A 25254-nucleotide genomic window follows, 5' to 3' on the forward strand; every position below is an offset into this window, starting at 1 on the left:
TGATGAGCCACTCCTCGCGGCAACGCAAGCGCGAGGAGTGATTCTGAAGACCGAATTCGAGACGCGAACGGTCGAAGCGCAGAAGTCACTCGAAACTCTAAAGCTTGTGGATGTCAATGACTTCGTTATCAGTCTTCGATCGTTTCAGGGGGGAATTGAACGTTCGCACGCTCGCGGGATTATCAGCCCGGCCTACACAGTTCTTCAAACGCAAAATGCTGGAAATCGCGAATACTTGGCGTTGCTCTTCAAGTCTCGGCAGTTCATTGATGCGTTGACGTTGACGGTCACCGGAATTCGTGAAGGTCAGAACATTGAATATCCGCGGTTGGCTCGCGAACTCGTGGCTCTTCCACCGGCCGCCGAGCAAGCCGCGATCGTAAAGTACCTCGCACACGCACAAGCGCGCGTCGACAAGGCGATCAACGCCAAGCGCAAGCTCATAGCGCTAATCGAAGAGCGAAAGCAGGTCATTATCGACCAAGCGGTGACCCGCGGGCTTGCAGCGTCTACACAGTTTAAGGATTCCGAAGTCGCATGGCTCGGCGAGGTCCCCACGCATTGGAAAATCCGGCGAATCAAATATCTGCTCCGGCCGATAAATAAACGGTCCATAGCTGGTGATGAACAACGGCTTACAGTGTCATCAGCCAAGGGAATCGTCCCGCGCGCCGATGCGTCAGTCACGATGTTCGAGGCCGCGACGTATGTAGGACACAAGTTGTGCTGGCCCGACGACTTGGTAATCAACAGCCTTTGGGCTTGGGGCCGCGGGTTGGGGGTGTCTCGGCATCACGGTCTCGTGAGCGCTGCCTACGGGGTCTATCGTTCTCGAGTCGGAACCGGATTGGTTCCGGCCTACTTGCATGAGGTGGTGCGGTCGAGACCATTCCATAAGGAATTATTTGTTCAATCGCGTGGAGTTTGGAAATCTCGCCTTCAGCTAACAGACGAGCGATTTCTAGCGCTGTACATGCCGTTGCCCCCGCTCTCTGAGCAGATTCAGATTGTAGAATATCTGCGCGGAAAGTCGACCGAGTCTGATAACGCTGTCGCTAAAATCGCACGAGAGATCGAACTCCTGCGCGAATTCCGCACCCGGCTCACTTCTGATGTTGTGACAGGACAGGTCGATGTTCGCGAGATCGCAGCGACTCTGTTCGAACTGAACGACGACGTCCCGCTTGGTACAGGCGACGAACTGATCGATCCGGAGCCCGAGCTCGAAGAGCCCGGCGATTGAAACAAAGGAGCGACCGATGCCACCAGCAAACCTGAATGAGGCAAGTCTCGAGGAGCTAATCGTCGACCAGATGGTCGAGAACGATGGTAGCTCCGGGTGGATCGAAGGCGATCCCAAAAGCTTCAACGCTGCTTACTGCTTAGACCTCCCTACATTTCGTGAATTCGTCAGAGAGACCCAGCCGGCCCTGATCGACACCCTCGACCTCGACGGGGACTCGCCCACCACCCACAAGTTCCTGGCACGGCTGCAAGGCGAAATAACCAAACACGGAATCATTGCCTGCGTGCGAGACGGAATCACACACGGCCAGCACCACATTGACCTTTACTACCCGACACCTGTAGCGCAGAATGCCAAAGCTGCCGAACAGTTCGCAACCAATCGGCTCACAATTACCCGCCAAGTCCACTACAGCACCAGCGATACGGGCAAGTCGCTCGACCTCGTCGCGTTCGTCAATGGATTGCCCATTGCAACCTTCGAGCTAAAGAACCAGATCACCACACAAACCGTCGAAGACGCAGTCAAGCAGTACAAGACTGATCGCGATCCACGCGAACCTATCTTCGCGTTCGGACGATGCATGGTGCACTTCGCTGTCGACGACCACCATGTGCGGTTCTGCACACAACTAGCCGGAACCTCGTCGTGGTTTCTTCCCTTCGACCAAGGCAACAACGGCGGTGCCGGAAACCCGGTTAACCCACACGGAGTCATGACCGACTACCTCTGGCAACAGGTACTTGAACCTCGCAGTCTCGCCAACATCATCGAAAACTACGCGAGCATCGTTCGCACCAAAGACTCCAAAACGGGCAAGAAGACCGCATCAATGATCTTCCCCCGCTACCACCAACTCGACGTAGTGAGAAAGTTGCTGGCGGATGTCAGCGAGCGAGGCTCTGGAACCCGCTACCTGATCCAACACTCGGCCGGCTCCGGAAAGTCAAACTCCATTGCTTGGCTTGCACACCAACTGACCGGGGCAGAACACAGTGGGGCACGGGCTTTCGACTCGGTCATTGTGGTCACTGATCGGGTCATCCTCGACAGCCAGATTCGCGACACCATCAAAGGCTTCACCCAAGTGGGCTCAACCGTGCAGCACGCCAACACTTCCAAAGATCTGCGCGAAGCGATCGAAGCCGGCAAAAAAATCATCATCACTACGGTTCAGAAATTTCCCTACATCGTGCAAGACCTTGGCGGAGCGCAGCGATACAAAAACTTCGCGATCATCATCGACGAAGCGCACTCCAGTCAGGGCGGCAAAATCTCCGCCGCACTTGCGCAAGCCCTATCTAAGGACGGGCTCGATGAAGGCGTAGAAGATACAGAAGACGCGCTCAATCGCCTTATGGAATCAAAGAAGATGCTCCCCAACGCATCCTATTTCGCCTTCACAGCCACACCGAAGAACAAAACTCTCGAAACATTCGGCCAGGCGTACACCGCTGACGGCGTCGTCAAACATCGGCCGTTCCATAGCTACACAATGAAGCAGGCAATCGAAGAAAAGTTCATACTCGATGTTCTTGCCAACTACATCCCCATCGACACGTATTACAAACTCATCAAGACGATCGAAGACGATCCCGAGTTTGATGCCAAACGTGCCTCAAAAAAGCTACGCGCCTACGTAGAAGGTCAGAAGTTTGCCATCCGCCAAAAAGCGGAGATCATGGTCGACCACTTTCAGGCGCAGGTGTACCAGCCTCGCAAGATTGGCGGTCAAGCCCGAGCTATGGTGGTGACGAGCTCGATCCAGCGCGCTATCGACTACTTCGAAGCAATCAGCAGCTACCTCACCGAAACGAAGCGCCCATACAAAGCGATCGTCGCCTTCTCCGACTTCACCAATAGTTCCGGCAACAAGGTTACAGAAGCGCAGTACAACGGCTTTCCGAGTGCTTCCATCCCTGCAAAAATTCAGGAAGAGCCCTACCGGATTCTGATCTGTGCGGACAAATTCCAAACCGGATACGACGAACCACTGCTTCACACCATGTACGTCGACAAAACTCTATCCAGCGTAAAAGCTGTCCAGACACTCTCCCGACTCAACCGGGCGCACCCCAAAAAGAATGACTGTGCTGTTCTCGACTTTGCCAACGATGTTGACACAATTCAGCTGTCATTTCAGGACTACTACCAAACCACGGTGCTCTCAGGCGAGACAGATCCGAACAAACTCAATGACCTTGCGGCCGAGATCATGAAGGCTGGTTTGTTCTCGCAAGAACACGTCGACACATTCGTCGAACGCTACTTGGCTGATGCGCCAATCAACGTGCTGCACCCCCTGCTCGACGCACCAGTCGCTGAGTACACCGAGGGCATGGACGAAGACGAGCAGGTTAGTTTCAAAGGCTCCGCGAAAGCGTTTGTGCGAACATACGGCTTCCTTTCAGCGATACTTCCCTATTCGAGCGTGTGGTGGGAGAAACTGTCGATCTACCTCGGCTTCTTGGTCCCGAAGCTTCCCTCGCCCCAGGGCGAGGATCTCTCTGCGGGCATTCTTGAGAGCATCGACCTCGATTCCTTCCGGGTGGAGAAGCGAACCGCGATGAAGATCGCACTCGCAGACGGCGAAGCTGAAATCGATCCAATTCCTGACGCCGGCGCCGGTGGTCATACCGATCCGGGTATGGAAAAGTTGAGCGAAATCGTTGCCTCTTTCAACGCCCTGTTCGGGAATGTGCCTTGGGAAGACGAGGAACGCATCCGACGTCGGGTAACAGAGGAAGTACCCGCCAAAGTCGCCGAAGACCCGATATATAAAACAGCGATCGCGAACAATGACCAGGCCAACGCGAAAGTTGCGATGGTCGATGCGCTCGGGAAAGTAATGCTTGACCTGGTCAAGGATGAGACGCAGCTCTTCAAGGAATACTCCGACAACGTGGACTTCAAGAAGTGGTTTGAAGACGCTGTGTTCCGGGCAACCTACAAGAAGAGTGCGTAGAGACTATAGATTCGGTTCAACGCCGTTGTCTTTCAATCACTTCGAAGCAGAAACGGAGAACACTCATTGGACGAGAAAGCTGAAGTCAAAAGAGCTGGTTGCGGAACTCTCGTTCTCATCCTTTTCACCTGCGCCCTGTTGCTAACAATCGTTCTGAGCGGTTTTCTCGCATTGGCAGGAGCGTTCGAGCCAAAATGATAATCGAAGATCTTCCCGAGTACACGGGATTCGAGCCAGCGGTGCTCGACTCAACTGCTGAGTCGATCGTCTCCGACCTTCTTAGAGCAGTCGAAGCCGTGCGTGATGAGGCTAATAGCCTGCTAAAGATTAGGGCATCCGAACAGGCAATTGCCCACCGAGTTGCCTTTCAACTAGAGGTTTTACTTCGACACGGGGCGAAGCCGTGGGATGTGGATTGCGAATATAACCGCGTTGGAAATGAAAATGATTCTGATGACCGTCAACAGTATTTGACCAAACGGCTCACCTCAAACGGGAATACTTTTGACGTTAACCCTGACCTAGTGGTGCATAGGCGCGGAACTAGCGACAACGAACTCGTCGTCGAGATGAAAGTAGACGGTCGCAGCCACAGCACACGGAAAACAGCGGGCTTCGACCTGAAAAAATTGAAACTATTTCACGATGACCCAAGATTCAGATACCGCGAGGCTGTGTTCATCTTGTTTTACGTTGGAGAGGCCCCCCGTTGGGACATCCACCGATACGCTCCGCCCGGTGAAAACTCGAGCACCAACGTCTGAGCAGCCTTGGAGCGGGCAAGCCGTGATTGCCGACGAGCTGCTTCCCAAGCGCAGCCCTCCATCTCCCACCGCACCTAGAACTCGAACAACCGCGCAGGCTTCCCCACCGTGCCCGCCGCAACTTCGCCAGTGGTCCGCAGCTGCGGCTCCATCGCGCGACGGAAGCTGTCGCGCATCAGCGGCTCGCCAGCGACAGCCTCGTGCAGGTCCTGGAGCTGGCGGAGGGTGAAGGCGCCGTCCAAGAGGTGGAGCGGATCGGGCGCCGACGCATAGCTCGAGCGCAGCGTCGCCACCGCGCGGTCGAGGATCTCGTTGTGCCCGTAAGGCAGGGCGCCGACATCCGTCACCGGCACCACTCGCGCTAGGTCGGCGTCGATGCTGAGGCGCGACCATGGCACGGCGTCCAGGTGGGCGACCGAGAGAACCCAGCCGCGATTGTCGCGGGCGGGGTCGTCGAAGACGTGGAGTTGGCGGGGTGACAACCCGGATACGCCGGCCTTGGTCTGCAGCGAACGGAGTACGGCATCCGCGAGCCTCTCTCCCTCGTGGAGGAAGGTGCCGGGGAGGCGCCATTCGTCGCCGGTGCGCACGAGCAGCACGCTGAGAGCCGCGCCCGGCGGGACGGTCAGTACAGCGGTGTCGACGGCGACGGACGGCCGAGGGTAGTCGGTGAGTGCTCGGTTGTGCGAGTCGCGGTAGGTCTCCATGACGCAATTATCGCAGATCCGCGCTAAATGTCAGTGGGGTGTCATACTCTGAATTTGCGCAACAATGCGCTAATTATCGGAGGCGCCATGAACGGACACACGAACAGACACCCCAACAGACAAATCCCCCAACTCCACGTGGGGCACGGCAGCCACCACGGCAGCCTCAGCATCTTCCCCGTCTGGGTCGACTCGCCCAGAGTCACCGGCCTCGACTGGAAGGCCACCAGCATCCGCACCGCCGAACGCGAAGGCTCCCCCGTCGTCGGCGAACTCGTACTGCACAACAGCACCGCTCGCCCGGTCGTCGCCCTCGAAGGCGATCTCCTCAAAGGCGGTTGGCAGGATCGGATGCTCGCCGCCAGCCTCCTCCTTGAACCGTTCGAGGCGCGGGTCGTCGCAGCGCTCTGCGTCGAGCACGGGCGGTGGGGCGGACGCACGACGGAGACGCAGAGCACCCATGAAACCAGCGGTCGGCGCAGCGCACTCAGCGTGCGGCACGGCAACGTGCGCGGCGTCGATCAACAGGGCGAAGTGTGGCGACGCATCGGCCGCTACGAGAACACCCTCGGCGCTACCGCGAGTTCGTCAATGCTCGACCACCTCGACCGCTCCGCCCCCATCGACGCTCACCTGCTCGATGGACAGCGCGGCGTAATCATCGGCATCGGTGGTCGCGTGGTCGGTGCCGAACTCTTCGGCAGCCCCACCGGACTGCGAACACGGTGGCAGGGCATCCTCGACGCTGCCGCCCTCGACGCCCGGCTCGCTCCCCACCGTCGCACCACCGCCCACGATGCTCGTGTTTTCGCTCGCCACCTGCAGGCCGTGACCCTCGAAGACGGAGCAGACGCGGGGCTGGCCCGAGCGGTACGTTCACCAGAGGGCCGACTGCGGGCATCCGGAATCGTGCAAGCAAACGCAAGTGCAGCAACACCGAGCATCATCCACCTGACTGCGTTTGACGACGCGCACCCCCTATTGGAGAACGCATGAACGAACTGAACACCACCCCGGAACGCCCCACCATCGAGCCTCAACGTTTCTACACCCGCTTCACCGACACCGGCTTTCTACACGTCGGCACCTTCACCGGCATCACCCTCAACGGCGAGCGCCGCTACTTCATGTGGCAGACGGATGCGTGGAAGGAGATCTACCTCTCAGGGTTCGAGTACTACCGCGATGACGATGACACCCACTTCGCGGAATCCAGTCGCGTGGACGTGCAGCAGCTCAGCCCTGGCGCTGTCGAGACAGAACCGGGCGGCGGGAGCTTTCTTGACGCCTACTTTGGCCACGATCTCGACGACCCCATCAATCAGCAGGGGCGCACGAAAAAGGCTGACGAACTCGAGGCGCACATCAGCGACGCCGACAACGAAGACGAGGAAGACGACATGCTCATGACCGAGGTCGACGCGATGGTGCAGCACGGCATAGCGGTCGGCATTGCGACGATCGCCCACCGCGGGCAGCTCGACAAGCTCGGCTACGACTACATCGATCATCCGGCGCGGGTTGCCGAGAGCTTCGATTGGCTGAATGAGCCGGTCGAGCATTGCACCGCGTGGCTGCACGATGTGATCGAAGACACCGACATCAGCGCCTCCGACCTTCTGAAGGCGGGGATGCTTCCCGAGATCGTGACGGCAGTCGAGCTGATGACCCGGCGGACGGATGTCGCTAACGCCGACTACTACGACCGCATCCGCCAGAACCCTGCTGCTCTCGCGGTGAAGCTCGCGGACATCAACGACAACCTCGCCGATTGGCGCTTTCGCAAACTCGACTACGACACCCAGGTGCGCTTGTCGAACAAGTACTTCCACGCGCGGCAGCTTCTGCAGCCCGCGACGGACGAAACGGAGAACTCATGAAATTCACCTCTGCACAGAACGACCGCGCCAGCGGCGTCATGCTCGCGATGGCCTGTGGCGATGCGCTCGGCGCCGGCTACGAATTCGGCCCGCCCTTCGAGGGCGAGGTGCTCATGAAGGGCGGCAACGGCTTCAACTGGGCTCCCGGCGAGTGGACGGATGACACCTCCATGGCCATCCCGATCCTGCGGGCTGCGGCATCCGGCCTTGACCTGCGCGACGAGGGGGTTCTCGACGAGATAGTCGCTGCGTGGGTCGACTGGGCGACAACGGCACCGGACGTCGGCGTGCAGACCAGCGGGGTGCTCCGCGGTATCGAGCCCACGGCATCCGCAGCTCGCGCCTCGGCCAAGCGTATCCACGACGCCCGCGGCCGCAGCGGCGGCAATGGCTCGCTCATGCGCACGGCGCCAGTCGCCCTCGCCTACCTCAAAGACCCGGCCGGGCTGGCCGAAGCCGCTCGTGCGATCAGCGATCTCACCCACTTTGACGAGGATGCCGGCGACGCCTGCGTGCTCTGGTGCCTCGCCATCCGTCACGCGATCCTCACCGGCGAAGCGGATGTTCGAGTCGGGCTCTCGGCGCTGGACCCCGACCGCGCTGCACTCTGGTCCGACCGCATTGACGATGCCGAGACGAAGCAGCCCCGCGACTTCACGAAGAACGGCTGGGTTGTCGAGGCATTGCAAGCGGCCTGGTCGGCGATCGTCAACGGTGAGGGTCTCGTCGATACTCTCGAACGCGCGGTGCGCGGCGGTCGTGATGCGGACACCGTCGCCGCGATTGCGGGCGGCCTCGTCGGCGCCCAGTGGGGACTCTCCGCGATTCCCGCCGCCTGGCAACGCATCGTGCACGGCTGGCCCGGGTTGCGCAGCCTCGACCTCGTTCGTCTCTCCACCGAGGTGCTGCGGGGCAAGCCGACGGAGGAACGCATTGACTACGCCGGGTACGGCGACATCTCGACGCTCGTGCAGCATCCGCACGACCCCGGCGTGTGGCTCGGCGCGGTCGGGGCTCTCGATAATCTTCCGCCCGAGGTGGATGCCGTGGTGTCGCTCTGCCGCATCGGGTCGAAACAGGTGCCGGCCCGCATCCGCGAGCGCCTCGAGATCCGTCTGATCGACAAGGTCGACCCCGCCGAGAACCCGAACCTCAACTTCGTTCTGGCGGATGCCGCGGATGCCGTCGCCACCCTCCGCGCCGAAGGCCACACGGTCCTGCTGCACTGCGTGCAGGCGCAAAGCCGCACGCCCACGGTCGCGGCACTCTATGCGGCCCGGCACCTCGACATCCCGATCGACCGCGCCCTGTCAGAAGTCTCGGCAGCACTGCCGCACGCTCGCCCCAATCGCGCGTTTCGCGCAGCGCTCCAATCCCCTGCGCTCACAAACTCGCGCTCGGGGCGCAGCTAAGCAGCGCTCGAAATTTCACATTCTATGCGTATACGCATAACCGCTGGAGTACACTGGACTTCAGCACTCGTGACTCGAGAAGGGAGAACCGATGCCACTCGCAGCCGAAACGATCCGCACCGCTCGCACCCGCGCGGGGATCAGCCAGGCCGCTCTCGCTCGTCGCGCCGGTATCGCGCAGTCGACCATCAGCCGGATCGAGCACGAAGAAATCGACCCGACCTGGGCGACGATGCAAAGCCTGCTCGCTGCCACTGGCTGGGCGATTAACCCACAGCCGACAGCTACCGCACAATTGCTTTCGCCGGAGACGGTATCTCGGGCGATGGCGCGAAGTCTGCGCAAAGCCGACTCGGAGTCAGCGATCCGAGACCTCACTGAGGGCGTAGGGCGCCTGATTCGAGCCGGTGAGGCCGGTGAGAATGTTCCCGAGTGGGCCATAGCGAAACCCTCGAAGCCGATCGGGATCCCGCTCTGGGACACCTTCCTCTCGACCGCATTTGCGTACGGGCTCGAGCGTGCAGGCCAAACACCACCTCAGTGGATGCTCGATGCACCGTCATTGCCGCACGAGACCTCACCCGGTGACGACCCCGGTCCAGAGTTTCGGCAGTGGTTGCGAGCGCGAACACCGCCGGTTTTCCTCAACAAGAACATCCTCTCGCGGGCTGAAGACTGGGCGATCGCGTGAGCGGCGGCTACCGTCAACTCAACGCGAGCGAGATCACGGAGTTGCTCGGCGAGCTCCTCGAGCGCGCCGATGCAGAGGGCCTCAAGGTTGATGCTTACATTATCGGCGGCGCCGCGATGGCAATTCATTTGGGCCGTGACCAGCTCACCCCCGACGTCGATGGCCTCTTCTTCCCGTTCGAGCGCGTCAAACTCATCGGAAGACAAATGGCTGAAGAGCACGGCCTGGCTCCCGACTGGGTCAACGAGAATGCCCGCCCTTTCATTACGTTTGACACAACAGATCCGCGACATTTCGTGGAGGTCGAACTCCGCGGACACAAGCTTCGGCTTGCTTCGCAGCGCGCCCTTCTTGCCATGAAAATGGCACGGTATGCGCGCAAAGACTATGCAGACATCACAGCGCTGATCCACTCATTAGGCCTCTCACTCCCTGAACAGATTGTCGACCTGACATACGACGTACTCGGCGAAGAGTCGTTATCGCTCACCGCAGGCCGGGATGATCTAGTGATATTGGCCGCAGAAGCATTGGCGCGTGTGAAGCGAGAAACCGAACCGCAGCGTTGAACTTATAGCTGCGGGGCGCATCTCCCGAGCAACGCTAATGCGAGCGATGATCCTGAATCGTCATCCGCGGCCCGAAGGCTGGCTTGCGAAAACCGGATGCCGTGATGAGCCGCACGACACGTTGACGGTGGCCGCGCCAGGGCTCGAGCAATTCGAGCATCCGCTCATCGTCGACGGGTTCGCCAATCAGGGCCCAGCCGACGACGGCAGCCAGGTGGTAATCGCCGACGCTGGGGCTGTCGGGGTCGGCGTGGGAGCGCTGCATGGTTTCGGCGGCCGTCCACACGCCAACGCCCACGACTGATCGCAGCGCGGCCTCGATGCGCGGTCCGCCTCGCCCCCAGTCGGCGGTGCGCTCAAGGGATGCCGCCACTTGTGTCGCCCGCATCACGGTCGCCGAGCGCTGCGGCCCGACTCCCGCGCGGTGCCACTCCCACGACGGAATTCGCGCCCAGCCCTGCGGGGTCGGCACCACGCGCATTCCGGCCGGAGCTGGCCCGGGCGCCGGCGAACCATGCTTGGTGACGAGGATGCGCCACCCCCGCTTCGCCTCAATCCCGGTGACTTTCTGCTCGAGAATCGCCATCACGAGCGCTTCGAACACGAGCTTGGTGCGGGTGAGCCGCAGGCCTGGGTTCTGCCGCTGGGCCTCAGCCGCGAACGGAAGCGCCGAGATATCGAAGTCGCTCCAGTCGTCGCCCTCTCCCAATAACTCGGGAACGCTGTCGATCGCCCACTCTGCTCCAGCGCCCCACGCGGTGCACTCCACATGCGACTGGTGCTGCACGAGACGCAAAGTTGCGGGACCAGCAGGGGTGAGCATCGTGCGCCAGATGCCCGCGTCATCCACTCGCATCGTCGGGTCACCGACACCGCGCTTGAGCGGTCGCAGCGTCGCGCGAACATCGACGGGCCGCCCGGGCGCAAAACGCATGCGCACCGGCTCGTCGACGGCGAGCGCGAAGGTCATGAGCCCTAGATTACGCGCCACCCCTGACGTAGAGTTTCACTCATGAAACTGGTTCCCGGCGGCGGTTCGCGATGACCACCTACAGCGCCATGCTCCTCCTCGGCGCTTATACCGGGATGCTTCAAGTGGATGCCCGCAAGCCGCGCTCCAGTCGGCCCGCCCTCGTTGGCAGTGTGCTTGTCATCGCTGCCGCAGCGGTCTTCATCTTCAGCTTCGACCGCACGAACTGGATCGCGCCGTTCGTGTTCTTCGGCTGCCTGTGGCTGTCGTCGGCGCTCTACGCCGCTTGGGGCTGGACCAACCGCTTTCCCGAAGCCGGAATGTCGTTCTGGGCGTTTTTCGTGCGCGAGCTCTACGACAACTCCTTCACAGCAAAGCAGTACGCCACGATGCTCGACGACCGCGAACGCTCAGAAGCCCAGAGCGCCGCCGCTGACTAAACTGCACTCATGCTCCTCTTTGTCGGCGCGATTGTCGGCGGCCTCCTCATCGGGGTCGTCTATGCCAAGGTGCATGTGCCCGCCGCGCAACGCCTCCCCCGCGTCGGCGCGATTCTGCTCGGCTTCGCCGGCGCGATGGGCGTGCTCTTTCTGCAGCCCGATGAAGCATCCGGCCAACAGGCGCTGGTCACCCTCGTCGCCTATGCCCTCAGCTTCTTGCTGGCCTCGACACTGGTGCGCGGCATTCTCTGGCACCGGTTGCTCCCCGAATCGGGCCGCACTCTTGCCCAAACCATTGGCCGCGTCTTCCTGCGCCCCGACGAGATCTACGACGAGTGGATGCTCTTCCTCCAGTCCGAGGTCGCCGCCGCCACCGCAGCCGAAGAGTCTGCCGAAGAGTCTGCCCCCAGCTAACAGCCGTAAACTTGCCCTGTGGCTGTCCCTAAGATCCTTCTCTTCTACGTGTTCACGCCGCTGGCCGATCCGGAGGCTGTGCGGCTGTGGCAGCGTGACCTCTGCGAGTCCCTCGGGCTCGGCGGTCGCATCATCCTCTCTAAAGACGGCATGAATGGCACCGTCGGTGGCGAGCTCAAAGATGTGAAGCGTTATGTGCGCAAGACGCGCGAGTATCCGGCGTTCAAGAACATCGACTTCAAGTGGAGCGAGGGTCAGGGCAACGACTTCCCGAAGCTCAGCGTGAAGGTGCGCGACGAGATCGTTAGCTTCGGAGCTCCCGGCGAGCTGCAGGTCGACGAAAACGGCGTGGTTGGCGGCGGCACCAAGCTCAGCCCCGAAGAACTCCACGAACTCGTTGCCCGCAAAGACGTGACCTTCTTTGATGGCCGCAATCCCATCGAGGCGGCAATCGGCAAGTTCACCGATGCGATAGTTCCGGATGTCGACACCACTCGTGACTTCGTCGCCGAACTCGACAGCGGCAAGTACGACCACCTCAAAGACACACCAGTCGTCACGTACTGCACGGGCGGCATCCGTTGCGAGGTGCTCTCCTCCCTCATGCGCAGCCGCGGCTTCGGCGAGGTCTACCAACTCGATGGCGGCATCGTTCGCTACGGCGAAAAGTACGGCGACTCTGGCCTCTGGAATGGTTCGCTATACGTCTTCGACAAGCGCATGGCCATCGACTTCACCGCCGATACGCAAGCAATTGGCGAGTGCTACCAGTGCGGCACGGCTACCAAGCGCATCGAGAATTGTCACAACAAGGCGTGCCGCCAGCAATTCGTGGTGTGCGACGAGCACGCCTCCACCACGGCATGCTCCGAGCATCCGATCGCCAGCCTCTCCCCTGTTAAATAACGCACGAAGTTAACATTTTCTGGTTTTCGTGGCTTTCAGGCCTAGATGAATGCGCCATGATGGGTTCATGAAGATTGGAATCCTGACCAGCGGTGGCGACTGCCCCGGGTTGAACGCGGTTATCCGTGGCGTAGTGCTCAAGGGCACTCAGGTATACAACAAAGAGTTCGTGGGATTCCGCGACGGTTGGCGCGGTGTTGTCGAAGGCGACGCCATGCCCCTCGAGCGCAAAGACATCCAGGGCATCTCGAAGCAGGGTGGCACCATTCTGGGCACCTCGCGCACGAACCCCTTCGAAGGCACCAACGGTGCTGACACGGTTCGCGAGAACATGGAACGTCTCGGCGTCGACTCCCTCATCGCGATCGGTGGCGAAGGCACGCTCGCTGCTGCCAAGCGGTTGACGGATGCCGGAATCAAGATTGTCGGCGTTCCCAAGACGGTAGACAACGACCTTTCCGCCACCGACTACACGTTCGGCTTCGACACTGCCACGCAGATCGCCACCGACGCTATGGACCGCCTGCGCACCACGGGTGACTCGCACGGCCGCTGCATGGTCGCCGAGGTTATGGGTCGCCACGTCGGCTGGATCGCTCTCCACTCGGGTATGGCTGCCGGCGCACACGCCATCCTCATCCCCGAGCAGAAGACGAGCATGGCGCAGATCGTGGAGTGGGTGAATTCTGCTCGCGACCGCGGCCGCGCTCCCCTCGTTGTTGTTGCCGAAGGCTTCACCCTCGACACCATGGACGACGCACACTCCGAGCGCGGACTCGACGCCTTCGGTCGCCCCCGCCTCGGCGGCATCGGCGACCAGCTCGCCCCCGAGATCGAAGCCCTCACTGGCCTCGAGACTCGTTCGACCACTCTGGGTCACATCCAGCGCGGTGGAACCCCCAGCGCCTACGACCGCGTGCTCGCAACGCGCTACGGTCTAGCTGCGGTCGACGCCGTCATCCACGGACGCTGGGGCCGCATGGTGTCGCTGCAGGGCACTGAGATCACCAACGTGGCGTTCGAGGATGCCCTCGGCAAGCTCAACACGGTGCCTCAGTCGCGCTACGACGAGGCCGCCATCCTCTTCGGCTAAAACTATTCATCCAGCGCGAGTGACGCGGGCACCGGCCTGCGCACTCGCGCTGTCTTGTTCGCGCACCATCGCAGTCGCGCCTGAGCCAGAACTCAGCCTGCGGTTCTAGGCTGACGGTATGTGGCGTGGAATCGAAGTAGTCAAGAACGAGTCCGACCCGAAAGCACCGGCACACGTCGAGCTTTCTGAGCAGTTGGATGACAGCATCCTGATGCCGGGTGACGTCACGATCGACGTCGAGTTCTCCAGCCTTAACTTCAAAGACGGCATCGCGCTCACGGGCAAGCCGGGCATTGTTCGCGCGCCTCGCCTCATCGCCGGTATCGACCTCGTCGGTGTTGTTGCTGAGTCGACCGATGACCGCTTTTCTGCTGGTCAGCGGGTTCTCGTGAACGGTTGCGGCCTCAGTGAAACCCACCATGGTGGTTTCGCCGAACGTGCGCGCGTTCCCGGGGATTGGGTGGTTCCAGTGCCCGCGGGCATCAGCAACCATCAGGCCGCGGCGATCGGCACCGCCGGCTTCACCGCGATGCTCTCGGTGCTCGCGATCGAGCGCGGCGGAGTCTCCGGCGAAGTGCTCGTGACCGGCGCGGCCGGCGGAGTGGGATCGGTGGCAATCGCTCTACTGAACAAGCTCGGCTACAGCGTGACGGCATCCACGGGTCGCGAAAGCGAGCACGACTACCTGCGCCAGCTCGGCGCCACCACGATCATTGACCGTGCCGAACTCAGCGCGGAACCCAAAGCGCTCATGAAGCAGCGCTGGGCTGGTGCGATCGACGCCGTCGGTGGTTCTACACTCGCGTCGGCCATTGCCGCGACCGAATATGGCGGCACTGTGACGGCGTGCGGCAACGCACAGTCGAGCGAGCTGCACACGAGCGTGATGCCGTTCATTCTGCGCGGAGTGAGCCTCGTCGGCATCAACTCTGTCTTCACCCCGCGGGAGCTGCGGCTCGAAGCGTGGAGCCGGCTCGAACGTGATCTTGACCTCGGCAGCCTCGAATCGACAACGTCCACGATCGGACTAAGCGACACGATTGCAGCGGGTGCGGACATCATGGCCGGGCGCATCCGTGGCCGCACGGTCGTTGACGTGCACGGCTAACAAACGCAGCTGTGCCAGACTTTCGAGCATGAACAGTCTCTTCGCCATTCTTGGATCAGCTTTTGTATTTCTCGCCGCCCTCGTTCACCTCATGATTTTCTTCATGGAGAGCGTGCTGTTCCACACGCCTCGCGTGCAGCAGATCTTTGGCGTGCGTGCTCAGGATGCCGAGATCATCAAGCCATGGGCCTACAACCAGGGCTTCTACAACGTCTTTCTCGCGCTCGGCGCCGGCACCGGCCTCGTACTCATGGGCACCGTCAGCATGTGGCCAGCCGGAATCGCCCTCGCGCTGTTTGCAGCGCTCAGCATGCTGCTCGCCGCCGTGGTCTTGATCACGTCACAGCCTAAGCAGATGGCTCGCCCCGCCATCATTCAGGGCGCCCCGCCGCTGCTCGGAATCATCTTCCTCGTACTGGCGCTCAACGTCGGCTAACCGGCCGCCCTCAGAACCAAACAACGAGAACCGAGGCTGCTCGCGGAACTCACCACTCCGCTAGCGGCCGAGGTACTCCGCGAGGGTGTCGACGAGCGACTGGCTCGAGCGGTCTTCGGCAATCACGTGAACCGTGAGGCCCGCATCCCGAGCATCAAAAGCGGTGCGCGGCCCAATGCAGGCCACAATCGTGTCGTCGGGCAAAGGCGCCAACTGTTCGGCGACTTGACGAGCGACTGAACCGGAACTCACCAAGATCGCTGAGATACGGCCGGATGCAACATCCTCCCGCACCTTGTCTGCCACGGGGATACCGACAGTGCGGTACGCCGAGACGGCTACGACCTCATGCCCGAGAGCACCCAAGCCATCGACCAGCGTGGTGTCAGCCAGGCTCGACTGGGGTGCGAGCACTCGCAAGCCGGGGCCGGCATCCGGCCATTCCTTGACCAGGCCGCGCCCGGAGTTATCGAGTTCCGGCACGAAGTCGACGCGATGCCCGGCAAGAGTCAAGGCACTAGCCGTCGTCTCGCCCACGGCCGCGATCTTCGTGTTCTCGGGGATCTTTACGCCGCTCGCCATCAAAACATCGACGGTGGTCGCGCTTGTGACGGCGATCCAATCGAACTGCCCATCATTGAGTTCGTGGAACGCGTTAGCGAGCGCGGAAACGTTCTCTGAGGGTGCGAAGTTGATTAGGGGTGCGATAACGGGAATTGCTGAGTGGTCCCTCAGCAACGCTGCGACGCTGTCGCCCCAATTGCCTCCGCGTGGAACGAGCACGCGCAAACCATCGAGTGCTTTGCTTGCCATGTTCCTATACTCCCCCTGTTGGGGAGTAAGACGCTAATCGAGCTAGTCGTCGTCGCTCAGAATTGCCCAGGCAACTACGGAAACAACCGAGACTGCGGCTGCTGCAGCACCGATAATCCACGGGAGCGGATTGGTCTCGTACGAGCTGCGAACGCGGGTTGCGACCTCGTCAACGCGCTTGCCGACGTTGAACTTATCTTCGATCGCGTCGAGCGTTGCTTCGAGCTCTTCGCGAGCCTGTTCGAGCTTGTCGTTGGTTTTGATGCTCATATCTTCAGACATTATGACCTCGGCTTTCGGGTGCCTTTGATGGCACGAACGTCGCTCTTAATACTTTCGATCGTCTCCGTGGGCGCTGGCGGCGTTCCCTTTTTGACGAGCGCGACGCCCACCAGAACCAGGATGGCCACGATGACCAGCAGGATGCCGGCAACAATGAGCGCTGCCGCCCACGCCGGAACTACTTCAGCAAAGCCAAGCACTGCTGCAGCGATGAGAACCATGAGAGCGAAAAGTGCGAAGAACGCAGCTCCCGCAAACAGCCCAATGCCGATGCCGGCGTTCTTGAGCTTGCCCACCATCTCGCTCTTGAGCGATTCGATTTCACCGCGAACGAGCTCGCCTAGGAGGCGGGGAACGTCAGCGATGAGTGCAGCGAGCGAACGCTTGGGCTCGCGCTGCGGGTCTGACTTCGGTGTGTCACCGTTCATGGCAGCCCCTACTTCGAGTTAGTGGACTTCGTCGTTGATGCCGATGACGAAGACTTCTTGGCGGCAGGCTTCTTCTTGGAGGAGCTGCTCGAGGACGTCGACGACTTCGACGCGGTCGTGCTTGAGGAAGAGTTGTTGCTGTTGCTCTTGCTGCTCGCAACCTGCTTAACAACCTTCTTGGCGCCGTCTGCGAGGAATTCCGCGACATCCGGGGCCTTGTCTTTTACAAAGTCTTCAGCGTTGTGGCGCTGCTCCGCAATGCGGGGATCGTTCCACAGCTTGTTAGCGGTGGCCTTGATCTTTTCGTACTTTTCGCGGCCAGCGCGGGTGCCCAGCACGTAGCCGATGCCGAGTCCTACTACTAGGAGGATCTTGCCCTTCATGGTGAACTCCGTTTCTTGTTGGCGGTTGGTTATTCCAACATACTCGCGATAGCTGCAGCCCGTGGTCAGGGTTTTCTGGTATCGCAGGTAGCCAGTTTGGAGCATATTCTCAGATAGGCATAGCCCTAACGCCAGAACTCACACAGAGTTTGCAGTTCTGTTGCTGCGCGTTGTTCTACTCCGGAGCGGATGCCGCGGCGGCAGCCTTTGCGGCGGCGGGCAGTGCTTCGACAATCTTCGAGACCACGCCATCGTCGTGGGCTGCCGAAACGAACCACGCCTCGAACACGCTCGGAGGCAGTGAGACTCCCGACTCCAGCATGGAGTGGAAGAACGGTGCGTAGCGGTAGCCCTGCTGCGCCTTCACGTCAGCGAAGTTCAGAGGCTCAGTGCCACTGAACACAAACGAGAACAGGTTGCCTGCGTGCTGCACGACGTGCTCAACACCCTCGGCGGAGAGTGCCGCAGAGGTTTCGGTCGACAGCGTTTCGGCAACCTGGTTGAGCCGTGAATACACGGCGTCGTCAGCGAGCCGAAGCGTAGCGAGGCCCGCAGCGACGGCGACGGGGTTTCCGCTCAGGGTGCCTGCTTGGTAGACGGGGCCGAGGGGAGCCAGCAACTCCATAATGCGAGCCGAACCGCCCAAGGCGGCCAGCGGCATCCCGCCACCAATGACCTTGCCAAAGGTGAAGAGGTCGGGAACCCAGCGTGCCTCAGGGGCGTCGGGGTTCGCGACCGCCGCGGCACGAGCATCCAAGCCCCAGTAGCCGGCGGAGTCGACACGGAAGCCGGTGAGAACTTCATCGCTGATCGCGAGGGCGCCGTGCTCGTGGGCGATGCGCACGATGGTTTCATTGAAGCCGGGCTGCGGGGCAAGAACACCCATGTTCGCGGCGGCGGCTTCAAAGATCACGCCAGCAATGTCGTGGCCATGTTCGGCGAAGACCTGCTCGAGAGCGGCAACGTTGTTGTACTCGATCACGAGCGTTTGAGCTGCGGTCTCGGCGGTGACTCCCGCAGAGCCGGGCATCGAGAGCGTGGCAAGACCAGAGCCGGCTTCAGCCAAGAGCCCGTCGGAGTGACCGTGGTAGTGACCGGCGAACTTCACGAGCAGGCGGCGACCGGTGGCACCGCGAGCAAGCCGGATGGCCGTCATGGTCGCTTCGGTGCCGGTCGAGACGAGACGCAAGCGCTCGATGGGGCTCACTCCCCCGACGCTAATGCGGGCACGCACGAGTTCGGCGAGTTCAGTCTCGGCGGGAGTGGATGCTCCAAAGCCGAGGCCGCGCGACGCTGCCTGCTGAACGGCGTCAATCACTTCAGGATGAGCGTGGCCGAGAATGGCGGGGCCCCAGGAGTTGACGAGGTCGATGTACGACCGGCCCTCAACATCCGTCACGTACGAGCCGGAAGCTTTCACGTAGAAGCGAGGCGTTCCGCCGACGGAACCGAAGGCACGCACGGGCGAGTTCACGCCGCCTGGCAGCACGCCGCGAGCGCGGTCGAACGACTGCTGGTTAGTGGCGGGGGCGGGCGGGGTGTTGGACGTGGTGTCGCTCATCGGCGTAGCCATTCTGCAAGTTCGGTTGCGTAGTAGGTGAGCACCGCTTCGGCGCCCGCCCTCTGGATACTGAGTACTGATTCTTCGATAGCACGGCGGCGGTCGATCCAGCCGTTCGCTGCGGCGGCCTCGATCATCGCGTACTCGCCGGAGACTTGGTACGCCCACACCGGCACACTGCTGATGGCGCTGGCGTCGGCCAGCACATCGAGGAAACTCATCGCGGGCTTGACCATCACGACGTCGGCACCTTCGTCGATGTCGAGTTCAACTTCGCGGATGCCTTCGCGGCGGTTGGCCGGGTTCTGTTGGTAGGCGCGGCGGTCGCCCTCAAGCGAGGACTGCACGGCTTCGCGGAACGGACCGTAGAAAGCCGAGGCGTATTTGGCGGCGTAACCGAGCAAGGGGGTGTCGGTGTGGCCAGCGGTGTCGAGAGCATCGCGTACTTCGGCGACTTGGCCGTCCATCATGCCGCTGAGGCCCAGTAGTTGCGAGCCGGCTTCGGCCTGAGCCACGCCCATTTCGCGGTAGCGCTCGAGGGAGGCGTCGTTGTCGACGATGAGCTCGGTCGCGCCGGTGACGGGGTGAGTGCGCTCGCGCAGCACACCGCAGTGGCCGTGATCGGTGAATTCGTCGAGGCAGAGATCGGTCTGCACCACGAGGGCGTCACCGGCCTCGGCGACAGCCGCGCGCGTGGCGACGTTGAGGATTCCGTTCGGGTCAATCGCCCCCGAGCCCTCGGCATCCTTGTGCTCAGGAACACCGAACAGCATGATGCCACCGACGCCCAGCTCGGCTGCTTCGGCAATCGCGCGGCGCATCGAATCGAGAGAATGCTGCTGCACGCCCGGCATCGAACTAATCGGAACCGGCTCGCTCAGACCCTCGCGTACGAACATCGGCAAGATGAGCTGGCCCGGGTGAGTGCGGTTTTCGGCGACCAGGCGACGCATCGCCGGGCTCGACCGCAAACGGCGGGGGCGGATGATCACGCCCGCGCTCCCGTGAGATCCCCGGCACCCTGCGACAACAGTTCGTCGGCGACCCGCTGTGCTGCCTCGCGCGCCGGGTCTTCGACGTCGTTGACGTACAGCGCGTGCGAGCTGGTGAGGTAGCGGGAGCCGTCGAGGGCATAGACCCGGGCATCCAAGAACAGGAGGCCGTCGTCGATCACGGCGTGCGCTCCGAGGGGAGCCGAGCATCCGGCGTCAAGAAGGGCCAGAACGTAGCGTTCGGCCTCAGTCTTGGTGCGGCTGGGCTTGTGGTCGAGAACCTTGACGAGCTTCTCGTCGCCGTCGCGAACCTCGATGGCGAGGGCGCCCTGACCGGGAGCGGTGGGCCAGCCCGAGATGCCGAGGTACTCGGTAATGGCGGCGGCACGACCGGCGCGGGCGAGGCCGGCGGCGGCGAGAATGACAGCATCCAACTCACCGTTCGTCACCTTGTCGAGACGCGAATCAATGTTGCCGCGAATGTCGACTACTTCGAGGTCGGGGCGACGCGAACGCAGTTGCGCTTGACGACGCGGCGAGCCGGTGCCGACGCGAGCGCCAGCCGGAAGAGTGTCGAGGGTGAGCTCATCGCGAGCACACAGCACGTCACGCTCGTCGGCGCGCTTGGGCACCGCCGCAATCGTGAGGCCGGGCACATTGGCGGTCGGCAAGTCTTTCAACGAGTGAACGACAACGTCGCACTCACCGGCGAGCAGTGCTTCGCGAAGCGCGTTCGCGAACACACCCTGGCCACCGATCGTGGAGAGCGACTCGGTTGAGCGGTCGCCCTGAGTGGAGATCGGGATGATCTCCGTCTCGACGCCGGTCTTGCTTTCAAGCTGGCATGCCACCGTGGTGGTCTGCGCCATGGCGAGAGTGCTTCCTCGCGTGCCAATTCGGATGACGGTCACGGTGCTACCCCCGCGGCTGCGGGCTTAAAGCCGAGCCGCACATTCTCACAGCACCCGGGACGACACACGTCGTACCAGGGGCCGAGCTTGGTCAGTGCGGGGCGATCTGCCACCGGCACTCCGTCCCGACGCTCCAACACGAGGTCAACAAGACCCGTGACGAACGCCGGATGCACGCCAGGCGTCGGAACGCGGACGGCAAACATGTTGTGCCCTCCCGCCGTTTCGAGCGCCTCCGTGTCGAGGTCCCACTTCACTTCCATGTGGTCGGAGATGAAGCCGACCGGAACGATAACGACCGCTTCGATGCCATCGGCGGCGAGCGCATCAATCGCATCATTGATGTCGGGCTCGAGCCACGGCATCGAGGGCGGGCCACTGCGCGACTGGTACACGAGGCTGTGGGCCGGAAGCGGAGCCTCGGGCGAATCAACAGCCTGCGCTGCCATGACAACTTCGGAGACAGCGAGGTGCTGCGCGGCGTACGCGCCGCCTTCGCCAAAGCCACGCGACTCGGGGCCGCTCTTGGCGGCATCCGTCGAGGGGATGGAGTGAGTGGCGAAAAGTACGTGCGTCTTTTCGGGAGCAATGCCCTGAGCAGCAACCTTCGCGAGGCCCTCGCGCACGCCGTCGATGAACGGCTGAACGAACCCCGGGTGATCGAAGAACTGGCGAACCTTGTCGATCTGAATCGTGCCTTCGAGACCGGTCTGCTCGAGCGCGATCGCGTAATCTTCGCGGTACTGACGGCAGCTGGAGTACGAGCTGTAGGCGCTCGTGCCCACGGCGATGAGCTTCTTGTAGCCGCGTTCGTTGGCTTCGGTGAGCGCATCGCTCAAGCAAGGGTTCCAGTTACGGTTTCCCCACAGCACCGGCATGTCGATACCGCGGCGAGCAAGCTCTGCTTCGAGAGCGGCTTTCAGCTCGCGGTTCTGGTCGTTGATGGGGCTGACGCCACCAAAGGCGCGGTAGTGGTGCGCCACCTCTTCGAGACGCTCTTCGGGGATGCCGCGGCCGCGCGTGACGTTGCGCAAGAACGGGATGACGTCGTCTTGACCCTCGGGGCCGCCGAAGCTGGCGAGCAGAATGGCGTCGTAGGCCACCGCTTCTTCCACATGTTCGGGGCCGGATGCTGCGGCATCCGTTGCTCCCAGAATGCGAGTCACGACAGCACCTCGGCAATCTCGTCGAGCGTGATGCGTCGGCCCGTGTAAAACGGCACCTCTTCGCGCACGTGCATGCGGGCATCCGTTTGACGCAAGTGGCGCATGAGGTCGACTAGGTCAACGAGTTCGGGGGCTTCGAGCGCGAGCATCCACTCGTAGTCTCCGAGCGCGAAGCTTGCGACGGTGTTGGCGAGAACCTGAGGCATCTCGGAACCCTTGATGCCGTGGTCGCGCAACATCTTGCTGCGCTCGGCGTCGGGCAGCAGGTACCACTCGTAGCTGCGCACAAAGGGATAGATGGTGAGCCACGCTTCGGGCTCTTTGCCACGCATGAACGCGGGCATGTGGCTCTTCGAGAACTCGGCGTCGCGGTGCACACCCATGGCGTTCCACGTGGGAAGCAAGGAGGCGAGCGGCTCGCTGCGGCGCAATTCACGCAGCGCCCACTGGATGTCTTCGGGATTGTTGCCGTGCAGCCAGATCATGAGGTCGGCATCGGCACGCATTCCCGACACATCGTAGAAGCCACGAACGGTGACTCCACGGGCCTCGACCGCAGCAACGGCAGGAGCGAGATCGCCGGCAGCAGCGGGACGGTGCGGATCGCGACGGAACACCGCCCACAGGGTGTATCCCAAAACTTCGGCGGGCTTCTCGACGTCAGTCATGTCTTCCATTCTCTCCCCTGCCTTCTGGGCAAACTGGGAGAATACCTGTGAGTTAGGCGAACCTAACTAGCTTACCTCTTTGGCTGCCTCGTTCGGCTCGTCGCCGGTCGCGGCATCCTCGCCATCAGCGGGGCCCTCGGCCGCGAGCGCCAGCAGCCGATCCGCCGCAGCGTTCGCGTGCGTAACGATGCCGGCCAGCCCGGTGCCTCCGACGGTTTCGCCGACAACCACCACACCATCCGTGCGTTCAGCGGGGGCCAACGGTGCGGGGCGAGTCCACTCGCGACGAGCGAAATCAACGACGGCCTCGACGGGAAGCGAGACGCCCAAGAGAACTTCGGCATCGCGACGAGCAACCTCGGCAAAGTCACCGGCGGGCACTTCGTTGTACGAGAGGCGCACCACGTGACGACCCTCTGCCTGCTCCTTGAGCCACTGCCACTTCGCCGTGGCGTGTGTGAGTGCACGAGCAGAGACCTTCGTACAGCCGGGCGCAACGAGCACTCCCGAGCCGCGGGGTTCGGCATCCAACTCAGGCGCATCGAGCACGAGAGTCGCGAGCGTGACCGTGCGACCACGAACCGGCGCGAGGATGCCGGGAGCAGCCACGATCACCGTGCCGTCGAGATCGGCGAGCGCCTCAGCGCTCTCGATGCGGCGCTCGAACTCAACAATGACGCCGTACGTCGTGAGGTCGGCCGCGAGCTCGGTAACCAGTCGGTTGATGCCACCCCGGATGCCCTGAACCGCTGTTCCGGCCGGCATCGCGTGGCGCATCGAACGCACCGCTGCCGCCAGCGAACCGTGCAGGGCGAGGCGCTCCTTGAGGGTGGCGACCCGCTCGAGCGGCAAGTCGTTGGGGTGCAGCGAGTACACGCCGTGCACGACGGGAGCGACGAGCTTCTCCACGACGGCCTTACCCATGCGGCGACGCACGAGCGCGCCAAGAGAAACGTCAGTGCGCTTGCCAAACCACGGAATCAGCGAATCGAGTTGAGCACGAAAGGCGCCGCCCAGACCAATTACCGCGATGGTGTCTTTGTCGAGCGGCGTCGCCGGAATGCCGAGAATGCCGGTGGCGGGCAACGGCAGGGCCGGGCCCTCCACGGGCTGCAGCCACGCACCCTCGTCACCCGGAGACACAATGTCATCGCCCAGACCCAGCTCGCGAGCGAGATCGGCAACAGTATTGCCGCGGGTGGCGAAGCTTTCGGCTCCGGCATCCAGATTAAGGCCACCAACGAGGTGGGATGCCACGGTGCCGCCGAGATGATCGCTCGCCTCGATGAGACGCACGGTTCGCCCCGCCATGGAGAGGCGGCGCGCCACAACGAGTCCGGCAATGCCGCCGCCAACGACGGTGAATTCTGTCGTGCTCACGGCACTAACCTTCCTGGTGAACGAGCTCCACGATCTTGGTGAGCACATCCGGATCGGTGTCGGGGCCAACGCCGTGGCCGAGGTTTACGACGTGCGAGGGAGCAACGCGGCCGCGGCTCATGACGTCGCGCACGTGTGCTTCGAGCACATGCCACGGGGCGCCAAGAAGAGCGGGGTCAATGTTGCCCTGCAGCGGAACGCCGCCGCCGAGGCGACGGTCGGCCTCGTCGAGCGGGATACGCCAGTCGACGCCCATCACGTCGGCGCCGATCGAGTGCATGGCCTGCAGCACTTCACCGCTGCCGACACCGAAATGAACTTTGGGTACGTCGTAGCCGCGCAAGTGCGAGAGCGCGCGCTTGGAGTGCGGAGCAACCCGGCGCACGTACTGCTGCTCTGAGAGCGAACCGACCCACGAGTCGAAGAGCTGAGCTGCCGAGGCGCCCGCTTCGATCTGGGCCTTCAAGAATTCGCCCGCGATGTCGGCGCACCAGTTGAGCAGCGTGGCCCAGGTCTGCGGGTCGGAGTACATGAGCGTGCGAGCTCGCTGCTGGTCCTTACTCGGCCCGCCCTCGACCATGTACGACGCGAGGGTGAAGGGGGCTCCAGCGAAACCAATGAGCGGAGTCGTGCCCAACTGAGCAACGGTTTGCGCGACAGCTTCACGGATGGGCGCGAATGCCGCAGGGTCGATGGGGTGCAGCTTGGCGACATCCGCCGCTGTGCGCACGGGGTTCGCGAAAACCGGGCCGCGGCCAGGAACGATCTCTACCTCAACTCCGGCGAGCTTGGCCGGAATCACGATGTCGCTAAAGAAGATGGCGGCGTCGACGTTGTGTCGACGCACGGGCTGCATCGTGATCTCGCTCGCGAGGTCGGGCGTGAGGCACGCCTCGAGCATCTCGTTGCCTTCACGCAATTTGCGGTACTCGGGAAGCGAGCGGCCGGCTTGGCGCATAAACCAGACGGGGGTGGTTTCGGGGCGATCACCGCGGTAGGCCCGGATGATAGGCGAGTTAGCTGTGCGGCCGTCGAGAAGAGGGTGGTCAGAATTCAAAGTCACGGGGTT

27 protein-coding genes are annotated in these 25254 nt (G+C 62.2%); 14 read left to right on the forward strand and 13 right to left on the reverse strand.

Annotation, left to right across the window (positions count from 1 at the left end):
• Positions 1-37 precede the first annotated feature (37 nt).
• The 3 genes from CLV85_RS00690 (at position 38) to CLV85_RS00700 (ending at position 4975) form a co-directional block, all read left to right on the forward strand.
• Positions 38-1243, forward strand: a complete 1206-nt coding sequence (locus CLV85_RS00690; RefSeq protein ID WP_158592981.1) for a restriction endonuclease subunit S domain-containing protein — start codon at positions 38-40, stop codon at positions 1241-1243.
• Between the two features lie 16 nt (positions 1244-1259).
• A complete protein-coding gene (locus CLV85_RS00695; RefSeq protein WP_100387704.1) occupies positions 1260-4211 on the forward strand; it encodes a type I restriction endonuclease subunit R in 2952 nt (983 codons plus the stop codon).
• 194 nt (positions 4212-4405) lie between these two features.
• Positions 4406-4975 carry a hypothetical protein gene (locus CLV85_RS00700; protein ID WP_100387705.1) on the forward strand — a complete coding sequence of 190 codons (570 nt, stop codon included), beginning with the start codon at positions 4406-4408 and terminating at the stop codon, positions 4973-4975.
• Between the two features lie 74 nt (positions 4976-5049).
• Here the strand turns inward: CLV85_RS00700 and CLV85_RS00705 are convergent, their stop codons facing one another.
• Positions 5050-5682: an NUDIX hydrolase gene (locus CLV85_RS00705; protein WP_100387706.1), complete on the reverse strand. Its 633-nt coding sequence runs from the start codon at positions 5680-5682 to the stop codon at positions 5050-5052.
• Positions 5683-5769: 87 nt separating this feature from the next.
• Between CLV85_RS00705 and CLV85_RS00710 the strand changes: the two genes are divergently transcribed.
• From CLV85_RS00710 to CLV85_RS00730, 5 genes are all read left to right on the forward strand, one after another.
• Positions 5770-6678: an ARPP-1 family domain-containing protein gene (locus CLV85_RS00710; RefSeq protein ID WP_147433326.1), complete on the forward strand. Its 909-nt coding sequence runs from the start codon at positions 5770-5772 to the stop codon at positions 6676-6678.
• Positions 6675-7562 carry a hypothetical protein gene (locus CLV85_RS00715; protein ID WP_100387708.1) on the forward strand — a complete coding sequence of 296 codons (888 nt, stop codon included), beginning with the start codon at positions 6675-6677 and terminating at the stop codon, positions 7560-7562. Before CLV85_RS00710 ends, CLV85_RS00715 begins: the two co-directional genes overlap by 4 nt.
• Positions 7559-8974, forward strand: a complete 1416-nt coding sequence (locus CLV85_RS00720; RefSeq protein WP_100387709.1) for an ADP-ribosylglycohydrolase family protein — start codon at positions 7559-7561, stop codon at positions 8972-8974. Before CLV85_RS00715 ends, CLV85_RS00720 begins: the two co-directional genes overlap by 4 nt.
• Before the next feature lie 91 nt (positions 8975-9065).
• On the forward strand, positions 9066-9665 hold the full coding sequence (locus CLV85_RS00725; RefSeq protein ID WP_100387710.1) for a helix-turn-helix domain-containing protein: 600 nt from the start codon (positions 9066-9068) through the stop codon (positions 9663-9665).
• Positions 9662-10234: a nucleotidyltransferase gene (locus CLV85_RS00730; protein ID WP_100387711.1), complete on the forward strand. Its 573-nt coding sequence runs from the start codon at positions 9662-9664 to the stop codon at positions 10232-10234. The genes CLV85_RS00725 and CLV85_RS00730 overlap by 4 nt, the downstream gene beginning before the upstream one ends.
• Before the next feature lie 34 nt (positions 10235-10268).
• Here the strand turns inward: CLV85_RS00730 and CLV85_RS00735 are convergent, their stop codons facing one another.
• Positions 10269-11204, reverse strand: a complete 936-nt coding sequence (locus CLV85_RS00735; RefSeq protein WP_100387712.1) for a DNA-3-methyladenine glycosylase family protein — start codon at positions 11202-11204, stop codon at positions 10269-10271.
• Between the two features lie 71 nt (positions 11205-11275).
• On the opposite strand from CLV85_RS00735, the gene CLV85_RS00740 reads away from it, so the two are divergent.
• The 6 genes from CLV85_RS00740 to CLV85_RS00765 all read left to right on the forward strand — a co-directional run bounded on the left by CLV85_RS00740 (position 11276) and on the right by CLV85_RS00765 (position 15601).
• The gene (locus tag CLV85_RS00740) at positions 11276-11644 is read left to right on the forward strand and encodes a hypothetical protein (protein ID WP_100387713.1); all 369 of its coding nucleotides are present in this window, start codon (positions 11276-11278) and stop codon (positions 11642-11644) included.
• A 9-nt stretch (positions 11645-11653) separates the two neighbouring features.
• Complete coding sequence (locus tag CLV85_RS00745) at positions 11654-12058, forward strand: hypothetical protein (protein WP_100387714.1); 405 nt, start codon at positions 11654-11656, stop codon at positions 12056-12058.
• 18 nt (positions 12059-12076) lie between these two features.
• The gene (trhO, locus tag CLV85_RS00750) at positions 12077-12964 is read left to right on the forward strand and encodes an oxygen-dependent tRNA uridine(34) hydroxylase TrhO (RefSeq protein ID WP_100387715.1); all 888 of its coding nucleotides are present in this window, start codon (positions 12077-12079) and stop codon (positions 12962-12964) included.
• A gap of 67 nt (positions 12965-13031) precedes the next feature.
• Entirely contained in the window at positions 13032-14057 is a 1026-nt protein-coding gene (locus tag CLV85_RS00755; RefSeq protein ID WP_100387716.1) for a 6-phosphofructokinase, read from the forward strand.
• Between the two features lie 118 nt (positions 14058-14175).
• Positions 14176-15165 carry an MDR family oxidoreductase gene (locus CLV85_RS00760; RefSeq protein WP_100387717.1) on the forward strand — a complete coding sequence of 330 codons (990 nt, stop codon included), beginning with the start codon at positions 14176-14178 and terminating at the stop codon, positions 15163-15165.
• Positions 15166-15193: 28 nt separating this feature from the next.
• Positions 15194-15601, forward strand: coding sequence for a DUF1304 domain-containing protein (locus tag CLV85_RS00765; RefSeq protein ID WP_100387718.1), 408 nt, complete (start codon positions 15194-15196; stop codon positions 15599-15601).
• 60 nt (positions 15602-15661) lie between these two features.
• On the opposite strand, the gene CLV85_RS00770 is transcribed toward CLV85_RS00765, so the two are convergent.
• The 11 genes from CLV85_RS00770 to hemE all read right to left on the reverse strand — a co-directional run bounded on the left by CLV85_RS00770 (position 15662) and on the right by hemE (position 25248).
• Positions 15662-16414: a uroporphyrinogen-III synthase gene (locus CLV85_RS00770; RefSeq protein WP_100387719.1), complete on the reverse strand. Its 753-nt coding sequence runs from the start codon at positions 16412-16414 to the stop codon at positions 15662-15664.
• A 42-nt stretch (positions 16415-16456) separates the two neighbouring features.
• Positions 16457-16684, reverse strand: coding sequence for a DUF3618 domain-containing protein (locus CLV85_RS00775; protein ID WP_100389211.1), 228 nt, complete (start codon positions 16682-16684; stop codon positions 16457-16459).
• An 11-nt stretch (positions 16685-16695) separates the two neighbouring features.
• Complete coding sequence (locus tag CLV85_RS00780; RefSeq protein ID WP_100387720.1) at positions 16696-17124, reverse strand: phage holin family protein; 429 nt, start codon at positions 17122-17124, stop codon at positions 16696-16698.
• A gap of 8 nt (positions 17125-17132) precedes the next feature.
• A complete protein-coding gene (locus CLV85_RS13500) occupies positions 17133-17507 on the reverse strand; it encodes a hypothetical protein (protein ID WP_100389212.1) in 375 nt (124 codons plus the stop codon).
• A 175-nt stretch (positions 17508-17682) separates the two neighbouring features.
• Entirely contained in the window at positions 17683-19068 is a 1386-nt protein-coding gene (gene hemL / locus CLV85_RS00790; protein WP_100389213.1) for a glutamate-1-semialdehyde 2,1-aminomutase, read from the reverse strand.
• Complete coding sequence (gene hemB / locus CLV85_RS00795) at positions 19065-20021, reverse strand: porphobilinogen synthase (protein WP_229820518.1); 957 nt, start codon at positions 20019-20021, stop codon at positions 19065-19067. The genes hemL and hemB overlap by 4 nt, the downstream gene beginning before the upstream one ends.
• Positions 20022-20056: 35 nt before the next feature.
• Positions 20057-20971 carry a hydroxymethylbilane synthase gene (gene hemC / locus CLV85_RS00800; protein ID WP_100387722.1) on the reverse strand — a complete coding sequence of 305 codons (915 nt, stop codon included), beginning with the start codon at positions 20969-20971 and terminating at the stop codon, positions 20057-20059.
• Positions 20968-22137, reverse strand: a complete 1170-nt coding sequence (locus tag CLV85_RS00805; protein WP_100387723.1) for a ferrochelatase — start codon at positions 22135-22137, stop codon at positions 20968-20970. The genes hemC and CLV85_RS00805 overlap by 4 nt, the downstream gene beginning before the upstream one ends.
• Positions 22134-22814, reverse strand: a complete 681-nt coding sequence (hemQ, locus tag CLV85_RS00810; protein WP_100387724.1) for a hydrogen peroxide-dependent heme synthase — start codon at positions 22812-22814, stop codon at positions 22134-22136. The genes CLV85_RS00805 and hemQ overlap by 4 nt, the downstream gene beginning before the upstream one ends.
• Before the next feature lie 57 nt (positions 22815-22871).
• The gene (locus CLV85_RS00815) at positions 22872-24185 is read right to left on the reverse strand and encodes a protoporphyrinogen/coproporphyrinogen oxidase (RefSeq protein ID WP_229820425.1); all 1314 of its coding nucleotides are present in this window, start codon (positions 24183-24185) and stop codon (positions 22872-22874) included.
• 4 nt (positions 24186-24189) lie between these two features.
• Positions 24190-25248 carry a uroporphyrinogen decarboxylase gene (gene hemE / locus CLV85_RS00820; RefSeq protein WP_100387725.1) on the reverse strand — a complete coding sequence of 353 codons (1059 nt, stop codon included), beginning with the start codon at positions 25246-25248 and terminating at the stop codon, positions 24190-24192.
• Positions 25249-25254 lie beyond the last annotated feature (6 nt).

This window comes from Salinibacterium amurskyense (genome assembly GCF_002797685.1).
Lineage (GTDB): Bacteria > Actinomycetota > Actinomycetes > Actinomycetales > Microbacteriaceae > Rhodoglobus > Rhodoglobus amurskyensis.

Excerpts from the sequence above, each read along its gene's own strand:
- CLV85_RS00745 (WP_100387714.1), top strand. The coding sequence starts at position 11,654 with ATGCTCCTCTTTGTCGGCGCGATTGTCGGCGGCCTCCTCATCGGGGTC.
- CLV85_RS00720 (WP_100387709.1), top strand. The coding sequence starts at position 7,559 with ATGAAATTCACCTCTGCACAGAACGACCGCGCCAGCGGCGTCATGCTC.
- CLV85_RS00780 (WP_100387720.1), bottom strand. The coding sequence starts at position 17,124 with ATGAACGGTGACACACCGAAGTCAGACCCGCAGCGCGAGCCCAAGCGT.
- CLV85_RS13500 (WP_100389212.1), bottom strand. The coding sequence starts at position 17,507 with ATGAAGGGCAAGATCCTCCTAGTAGTAGGACTCGGCATCGGCTACGTG.
- CLV85_RS00725 (WP_100387710.1), top strand. The coding sequence starts at position 9,066 with ATGCCACTCGCAGCCGAAACGATCCGCACCGCTCGCACCCGCGCGGGG.
- CLV85_RS00755 (WP_100387716.1), top strand. The coding sequence starts at position 13,032 with ATGAAGATTGGAATCCTGACCAGCGGTGGCGACTGCCCCGGGTTGAAC.
- hemL (WP_100389213.1), bottom strand. The coding sequence starts at position 19,068 with ATGAGCGACACCACGTCCAACACCCCGCCCGCCCCCGCCACTAACCAG.
- CLV85_RS00705 (WP_100387706.1), bottom strand. The coding sequence starts at position 5,682 with ATGGAGACCTACCGCGACTCGCACAACCGAGCACTCACCGACTACCCT.
- CLV85_RS00710 (WP_147433326.1), top strand. The coding sequence starts at position 5,770 with ATGAACGGACACACGAACAGACACCCCAACAGACAAATCCCCCAACTC.
- CLV85_RS00700 (WP_100387705.1), top strand. The coding sequence starts at position 4,406 with ATGATAATCGAAGATCTTCCCGAGTACACGGGATTCGAGCCAGCGGTG.
- hemQ (WP_100387724.1), bottom strand. The coding sequence starts at position 22,814 with ATGGAAGACATGACTGACGTCGAGAAGCCCGCCGAAGTTTTGGGATAC.
- CLV85_RS00715 (WP_100387708.1), top strand. The coding sequence starts at position 6,675 with ATGAACGAACTGAACACCACCCCGGAACGCCCCACCATCGAGCCTCAA.
- CLV85_RS00770 (WP_100387719.1), bottom strand. The coding sequence starts at position 16,414 with ATGGCAAGCAAAGCACTCGATGGTTTGCGCGTGCTCGTTCCACGCGGA.
- CLV85_RS00735 (WP_100387712.1), bottom strand. The coding sequence starts at position 11,204 with ATGACCTTCGCGCTCGCCGTCGACGAGCCGGTGCGCATGCGTTTTGCG.
- CLV85_RS00775 (WP_100389211.1), bottom strand. The coding sequence starts at position 16,684 with ATGAGCATCAAAACCAACGACAAGCTCGAACAGGCTCGCGAAGAGCTC.
- CLV85_RS00740 (WP_100387713.1), top strand. The coding sequence starts at position 11,276 with ATGACCACCTACAGCGCCATGCTCCTCCTCGGCGCTTATACCGGGATG.
- CLV85_RS00760 (WP_100387717.1), top strand. The coding sequence starts at position 14,176 with ATGTGGCGTGGAATCGAAGTAGTCAAGAACGAGTCCGACCCGAAAGCA.
- CLV85_RS00695 (WP_100387704.1), top strand. The coding sequence starts at position 1,260 with ATGCCACCAGCAAACCTGAATGAGGCAAGTCTCGAGGAGCTAATCGTC.
- CLV85_RS00765 (WP_100387718.1), top strand. The coding sequence starts at position 15,194 with ATGAACAGTCTCTTCGCCATTCTTGGATCAGCTTTTGTATTTCTCGCC.
- hemB (WP_229820518.1), bottom strand. The coding sequence starts at position 20,021 with ATGCGTCGCCTGGTCGCCGAAAACCGCACTCACCCGGGCCAGCTCATC.